Here is a 7,777-nt window from a genome sequence, read left to right as displayed (position 1 = left end):
ATGCGGCGAATATAGGATGAGTTAATCGGGTGTGCGCTGGGAAAATCGAGATGTATCCCGATGAAACTCAAAAAGGTGCGGGAAAACATGACGCTGTTTATTCTGCTGAAAAAAAACGGCCTAATAGAGAAGACCGTTAAAATCTGAAAAATCAGTACCCCATTCACTCAAAACATCTTAAGTGAACGGGGTTAACTTTATCATGGCGTTAGCAAACATGATTAAGACGAGTAGGATAATTTGGTTAGCGCATACCAGATGGTCTTTTCATCCTTTTAATGTGTAATTCCACAGTATCCAAATCAACCTGAATTTCTACACTAATCTGTTTAGGCGTAAGTTTATCTGAAACTAATCGCTCAATTTGAGTAGCAATATGTTGTTCTCGCCCTTTATAGATATAGCTCGTCTGAAATGTTTTTTTGCATAACGTACAAAAATAGCGCTGATAACCTGACTTAGTAACTCCATGTCGCTTTACGCCACTACTTTTATCGCAGTGATGGCAAATTGGTGCTCCTTTTTTCACTGCAAACCTCCATGATAATAATTGAAATGACTCATCGCATTAAACATATGTGCTGATGACTTAACCGGTTCATCAATAAACCGGCATACCTAACCAATTCAGTAACATAGCTGATTCCGACATAATACTAATATTCGCGGTATAGCCATCGTACTGATTGTTAATTGCTGAAATCTGGTTGTTAAAGTGTTCGTTTTCCGCCGTAAGCACATCCAGTAACGAACGTTTACCCAAGTAGTACCATTGTTCATAGAACATCGTTCTTACCCGGTCGGTATCGGCCGATAAATTCCGATACTCTTTTGCTCGCTCGAATGACGAATCTCGCGTCTGGATCATGCTGCGGATTTTGTATTTCAACTCCAACACCGTGGTTTCAAACTGCATTTGGGTCGCCTGCGCGCGTTGAGCCGCCGCCTGCTGTGACGCCGAGGCTGAGCCACCGGTAAACAAGTCCCACTCCACGTTGACTCCCGTGTACCAAGCTTGCTCATCGCCATTCACATCTTTAGCGCTGCTTTTGGATACCACCCAGTTGATATTTGGATAAGAGGATGACTTAATCGCATCCGCCTTATATAAACTCGCCTGCACTTCCGCTTTCGCGCGCAAGATTTGCGGGTGATTATCCAGCGCGGTTAAAATGGTGTTCGTCGACAGATCGGACCCTTCCCACTTGAGATTTTCCGGGACCGCCACTTCGTGACCGACCAAACGGGTCATTTTGATCTGCGTTTCTCGCCATTTACTTTCTAACTGCTGAACGTTGGTTTGAGCCTGTAACAGCTTAGAACGTGCCTGAACCAGTTCGCTGCCCCGCCCTTTATCCGTTTCCGTTATTTGCGACAGCATTTTGACCAGATCCGACATGCGGGTCTGATACAGTTTCGCTACTTGAATATCTTTCTGATATTTATCCAACTCCAGCACGCCAGAAATCGTTTGGAACGCTATCTGGTTACGCGTCAGCTTTTCTAATTCCAACGAGGCTTTCGAGGTTTCTTCGGCGCTCTGAATTCCGCTGCTGGTTTTACCAAAGTCATAAACCGTGGTCGTCATCGACACCGAACCGCTGGTATCACTCACATCCGTTGAGTTATTAACGCTTTTACCCCCACCAAAACTGGAAATCGGTGAGTTAGCACCCACTTTTACCTGAGGCCAACGCTTACCTTTGATTTCATCTACGTCGTATCGGGATGCCGTTGATGACGCCTCGGCATTACGGATTTCTGGGCTGAACACCAGCGCCTGTCGCACCGTGTCCTTGATAAAATCAACCGAGGCTTTATTGCCGCCGGAAGCCGACAGCTTCGGAGCGGACTTATATAAATCCGCACTGCTGGTGGTATCGGCCGGTGCCAATGAGGTATCCGTCACCGTCCAGTTCAGGATATCCTGCTGAACCGTCTTATCACCCTTAGGCGACAGCACAGGCGTATCCGCCAGCTCATTTTTAGCCGTCTGATTTTTACCGGATACCGGCTGAATCTCAGGCCGGGTATCGGTCAACATTGTTGTTGAGTGGCCTGACGTCGCGGTGGCGTTATCCGGCGCGGCTTGAGCCACGATAGGAGTGGACTCCGTCATCGGCTCATTCGAGTCCAACGCTAGCTCAGTAAAACTGAGTTGTTCTGTATCATGGCCTTTACCGACCGCGTTCGACGACGGCGCACTCACCGGCTGGCGGGCCGGTGCCGGTGCCGCCGCTGGAGTCATCTTCTCCGGGGCCATATCCACGGCGCTTGGGGCCTTAGCCACAGGTGCCATCGCCACTACCGGGGCCGGATTTTGTGAACTCCGTTTTGGCTCCGGCTCGCTGACCAATGCACTATTTCCGGCGTTTTCAGTCATGCCTTCGGTATTTTCAATCGGCATAAACTCCATCGATTGCACATCATCACCGGCAGTTTTCTTTGACGACGCAACCGCGGACGACGCCTTAGCCGGAGTCGGGGCTACCGACCATGCCTTACCGTCACGACCCACCGTTGCTATGGCCGCCGTAGGCACCGTTGGGGTTGGTGTCACGGGGGCCGCATTGTGGACTGTTGTGACCGGCTGAGGTGCCACAACCGGCGTACTCACACTTTTCACTACCGGCTCCGCAGGGGCCTGCGCTGTCTCAGCCGTCTCAATATCCATCAGCTCCAACACCTGATTATCATGATCGGCGGTTGCAGGGCCGCGTGACGGTTGGCTCACCGGCTCGGGTTGAGCGCGCGGTGGATCGGCTATCCACCCTTTACCATCTCGACCCACGGTCGAAACCGCCACCGGTGGCGGTACCACAATCGTTGGCTGAACGGCACGGGCCGGCGTGGCTGATACCGGCGTCGGCATCAGAATAACCGGATCGGATGAGCGGGCCTGCTCTACCGGGACCGAAGGCGCTACGGGCTTCTTCATTGCCGGTGGCGGTGGATTAACCACCCCCGCACGGCGACCCGGCTGCAGTGATTGCATCAGGCTGTCATCAACCCTCGCGGATGTCGCGGTCGTTAAGGACACGGACAGCGACAGCGTGAGCAGGGCAAGTTGTTTGATTTTCATAATATAACCTTACCGTTCCCGGAACGCTTCTCTGGCCTTCAAGACCGGTTTCAGGATGTAATCCAGTATGGTTTTCTCTCCTGTTCTGATTTCTACCGTCGCTATCATCCCCGGCATAATGGGGAAGACTTTATCTTTCGCCGTCAGCGCTGCTTTGTCAGTCCGCACTAACACCCGGTAATAGGTGCTTTCACCCCGCCCCTGACGCATCTTGTCTTCATCTTTTAGCGTATCCGGGCTGATATGTTCTAACGTGCCGCTAAGCCCACCGTAAATCGAGTAGTCATACGCCGTGATTTTTACCGTTGCGCGCAGGCCCGGATGCAAAAACGCCACGTCCGATGGCTTAATCTTGGCTTCCACCAGCAGTTGATCTTCCAGCGGAATAATCGCCATGATTTCCGCCCCCTGCTGGATTACCCCACCTACCGTGGTCACCTTAATGTTATTGACCGTGCCCCGCACCGGGGCAACAATGGTGGTACGGTTCATGACATCTTCCCGCGCCGCCACGTTCTGCACGGTTTGGGCCAGTTCACTTTCAAACTTGTTCAATTCGGCGTTGGCTTCAGAACGGAATCGGTTTTGGCGTTCGGCAATTTGCAGGCTAAATTCGTTGGCCTGACGGCGCATTCTCAATAGCTCAACTTCCGACATCAGCCCTTTTTTCATCAACGGCTCAGACAGGTTAATTTCACTCTGGGCCAGTTGCAGGCTGGTTTTCAGCGTTTTCACACTCTCATCCAGCGTTTGTCTGCGTGCGTTATAAGCCTGAGTTTCATCGTTGACTACCGACGGCACCGCTTTCACATCGGCCGGGAACTCCAGCGGAACGCCGTAGGCTTCTGAACGCAACCGGGCAATCGACGCTTTCAAGCCAATCACTTTAGAAACCCCTTCGCGGTACACCGCGCCCACCCGCGTTGGGTCGATTTTTAGTAGTATCTGCCCTTTCTCGACGATGTCCCCTTCGTGCACATTCAGCTCTTCTAGGATCCCACCTTCTAGGCTCTGAATAACTTGTTCACGGCTGGCGGGAATAATTCGCCCTTCTCCCAGCGTCACTTCTTCTACCCGAGCGAATTTCGCCCAGATAATCGCAATGACCAATACGGCCGCAATTAAATAGAGCATGATCATGCTGAACGGCGTTTTTTGTTCGATCAACGCTTCCTGCAAGTCGCGCATATAAGGCAAATCACTTGATTTCACTTTGCCTGTTGGTGAAGGTAGCCCTCCACTCACCTGCTGCTTTTTATCTGTCATGGAACCTATTTTCCCTTGCATCATTGTTGCTCTCTGTTACTTTCATCCCTGTTAGCGACGGGTTAACGCCACACTGGCTGTCGTTTTAACATGACCCACTACTGTGCTTTACCGTTGGCTTTCAGCGCGGCAATAACCTCATCTTTCGGTCCATCTGCCACCACTTTGCCCTCATCCAGCACAATCAAGCGGTCGACCAGTTCCAGCAGTGAGAAACGATGGGTCACCAATATCAGTGTTTGATCGGTCACAGCGGATTTAAGTTGTTGAATAAATTGCAACTCGGTCATGGCATCCATCGAACTGGTTGGCTCATCCATCAACAAAATTTTTGGCTTCAGTAGTAAGCAACGCGCCAGTGAAACCAGCTGCTTCTGACCGCCGGAGATACCCTGTCCCATCTCACCAATCGGCATCGCAAAACCCAGAGGATGACGGGAGGCCATTTTATCCAGCCCGGTCATACGGGCCACTTTGAGAATGTCTTCTGTAGGGGCAGACGGATTACCGATAACGATGTTGTCCCGCAGCGTACCAAAGAACAATCGGCTGTCTTGGCCTACATAGCCAACGGAGGTACGCCAGTCCGCAGGGTCTACCTGGGTGGCATCCACATTATCAATCATCAGTTGGCCATTACTTGGCTGGAACAACCGCGCCATCACTTTCAACAATGTGGACTTACCGCTACCGATACTGCCAAGAATAGCAACCCGCTCACCCTGACGAATGGCAAAGTTGATTTTCTGAAGTACTACCGGCGCGGCCATCATCATGTTGCCGCTCGGGTAACTAAAGTTGACGTTTCTTAAGCGTAAATTACCGGTGAAGCTTGGCGCGGACAGATAGTGAATCTTATCATCCCGCTCTTTCGGCATTTTCATCAGTTGGTTCAGTGAACCCAAAGCGGCCTTGGCCTGCTGGAAACGGATCGCCAGACCCACTACCGAAGCCAGTGGGGATAAGGTACGACCCGACAGGATCACCGCACCGATCATTGAACCCATGGTCAGTTCGCCAGCGTGGATCAGGTAAACGCCCCACACCACTAACACCACCGTTGTCAGTTGCTGAATAAACGAAACAAAGGTGGTCATGAAGCTCGACAGGGCTTTTGATTTCATGGAAGAAGCCGCGGCTAATGCACTGAAATCTTCCCAGCGCTTTTGCATTACACCTTCACCGCGGGCGGCTTTCAGCGATTCCATCCCGTCGATGGTTTCAATCAGTAGCCCCTGTTTGAGAGAGATTTCTCTCATGTTTTCTTTCATGTTTTTTGACAGCGGCCATTGAATATAGATGCTGATAATCACGATGATGGGTATTGCACCGAGAGTAACCAGCGCCAGTGGACCGGCAACCACATAGATAATAAACAGGAATAAAAGACAGAATGGCAGATCGGACAGCGTGGATAGCGTGGCGGACGTCACGAAGTCCCGTACCGATTCAAACTCACGCAGTTGGTTGGCAAACGAGCCTGATGACTGCGGTTTATTTTCCATCCGAATGGACATCACCTGCCTAAACAGCATGGTACCCAGCAATAAATCAGCCTTTTTACCTGCAATATCAATTAAGTGAGCCCTCACCAACCGTGAGATGAACTCAAAGACAATAGCAATGGCCACACCCACCGCCAGTGACCATAAGGTTACATAGGCTTGGGTTGGTACCACCCGGTCATACACGTTCATGGTGAAGAAGGTAGAAGCCAACGTCAGAACGTTAGCCAGCAGCGCGGCTAATGCTGCACTGGTAAAGTAATGACGATAGCGCCATAACGTAGAAAACAGCCAATGCCCCTCTCTATTCGGCTCTGGCAGGCAGTCATTACTGCGCTCATCCAGTTTCGGCTTGGGGTTACACAATAAGACAAAGCCAGAGTAGCTCTCATCTAGAGCGCTGGCAGGCATGATGACTTCACCGCCCCCATTCTCAGGCAAAAGTATCCGGTAAGAGGTATTTGCGCCTTTACCCATCCGTTCGGTGACAATACAGTGAGTACCGTCTTTACGCGCTATCGCGACCGGAAACAGGTAAGAAAATAACTGATTTAAATCCCTTTCAACCCAGCTAGTCGCCATACCGATCTGGTCAAGCATCCGCAGTGCTAATTGCGGGCTGAGTTTCGGCTCTCTGGGTAAACCTGCATACAAAACCGCCGCACTGGCCGGTTTATCATAATAGGCGGCCAGCCACTGAACAGACCATAGTAAACTGTCCTGTTGAGCATCCGTTTTGGCGTCAAAATCCTGACTCATAGATATTCCTGTTTTGGTAATATGCTTACAACTTTTTAGCTATTTTTTGGCAATCTTCTAGCCGTTTAACTGCTGATATCGTCAGCAGGCTCTCCACAAACCCGCTGGCGATATCATTAACCGGCCTGTTAGCCAGGCCGGTTGTTTACTGATTACAACAAACGATTATTCAGCGTTTGTGTTTGTCTGGATCAATGCATCCACACGACGGTTAGCACGGTTACAGAAATTACGTTCTTTATTCGGTAAACCACTGCAATCGACGGTTGGGTTGTTGTCCCCTTCACCACTGGTGAACAGTAATGAAGCCGGTACACCTTTAGACACCAGCATTTTCTTCACTGTTTCTGCACGTTGTACAGACAGTTTCTGGTTGAATGCCGGGCTACCTACTGGGTCCGCATGACCAACAATATCCACACGCTGAATCTGCGGCTGACCCTTGATGTAGTCCGCCATGTTTTCAACGATATCTTTACCACCCGCTTCGATATCCGACACTTTTCTACCGGCGAAGCTAAACAGCACGTTACCCAGTTGTGACATACCACCGATGTATTCACACGCTCTCACCGCTGAAGCACGGTTAATAGTGGCGCTGTTCTTATAACCAAACAGTTGGCTTTCAGCCTGAGTACGGTTTACAGAGACCGGTGTACCCACGTTTTGGTCGGCATTGGTTTCAACAAAGTAAGTTTTTCCACCGTCTAGGCGAGCCATGGTGCGTGGAACTTCTTTACCCGTATAGTTAGGCGCATCATTCTGATAAGCTTCAATAATGTGTTTACCCGGCTCTACACAGAACACGCTAAACTGACCGGTTCTTAATGCACCCTGAAACTCACGGTCCACATAGATATTGGCAACACCAATCGCGCTATCGCCCGCTCTCTTCGGATGATAAAACACCACCTGAGACAGTGAATTGCCAATACGGCCTACCGGTACGTACTGAGTACCGGTATGGGTCATGGTAATGGCTGGTCCTGGCGTGGCGACCACTGGGGCATCCGACGAATCCACTGGACTAATCTCCATCTCATCATGGATGACAACGCCTTTGGCCATCACGTTGAAAGCCAATAATGCTGGGACAAGCCCTATCGCCGACGCACGTAACCATGCGGACGGTTTGTTTATTTGTGACATGTTGTTTTTCCTAAAC

At 50.5% G+C, this 7,777-nt stretch carries 5 protein-coding genes; all 5 read right to left on the bottom strand.

The features are described from left to right. Positions 1-244 precede the first annotated feature (244 nt). The 5 genes from HYN51_RS00090 to HYN51_RS00070 all read right to left on the bottom strand — a co-directional run bounded on the left by HYN51_RS00090 (position 245) and on the right by HYN51_RS00070 (position 7,761). The gene (locus HYN51_RS00090; RefSeq protein ID WP_108900980.1) at positions 245-529 is read right to left on the bottom strand and encodes a transposase-like zinc-binding domain-containing protein; all 285 of its coding nucleotides are present in this window, start codon (positions 527-529) and stop codon (positions 245-247) included. A gap of 72 nt (positions 530-601) precedes the next feature. Next, positions 602-3,082, bottom strand: a complete 2,481-nt coding sequence (locus HYN51_RS00085; RefSeq protein WP_108900979.1) for a TolC family protein — start codon at positions 3,080-3,082, stop codon at positions 602-604. Positions 3,083-3,091: 9 nt separating this feature from the next. Further along, positions 3,092-4,348 carry an HlyD family type I secretion periplasmic adaptor subunit gene (locus HYN51_RS00080; protein WP_108900978.1) on the bottom strand — a complete coding sequence of 419 codons (1,257 nt, stop codon included), beginning with the start codon at positions 4,346-4,348 and terminating at the stop codon, positions 3,092-3,094. Between the two features lie 98 nt (positions 4,349-4,446). Beyond that, positions 4,447-6,612 carry a type I secretion system permease/ATPase gene (locus tag HYN51_RS00075; RefSeq protein ID WP_108900977.1) on the bottom strand — a complete coding sequence of 722 codons (2,166 nt, stop codon included), beginning with the start codon at positions 6,610-6,612 and terminating at the stop codon, positions 4,447-4,449. A gap of 165 nt (positions 6,613-6,777) precedes the next feature. Continuing rightward, entirely contained in the window at positions 6,778-7,761 is a 984-nt protein-coding gene (locus tag HYN51_RS00070; RefSeq protein ID WP_157952938.1) for an OmpA family protein, read from the bottom strand. Positions 7,762-7,777 lie beyond the last annotated feature (16 nt).

This window comes from Limnobaculum parvum, from assembly GCF_003096015.2.
Classification (GTDB): domain Bacteria; phylum Pseudomonadota; class Gammaproteobacteria; order Enterobacterales; family Enterobacteriaceae; genus Limnobaculum; species Limnobaculum parvum.
The sequence above is the reverse complement of the archived record's forward strand: the minus strand, read 5'-3'. Positions and strand labels throughout refer to the sequence as shown.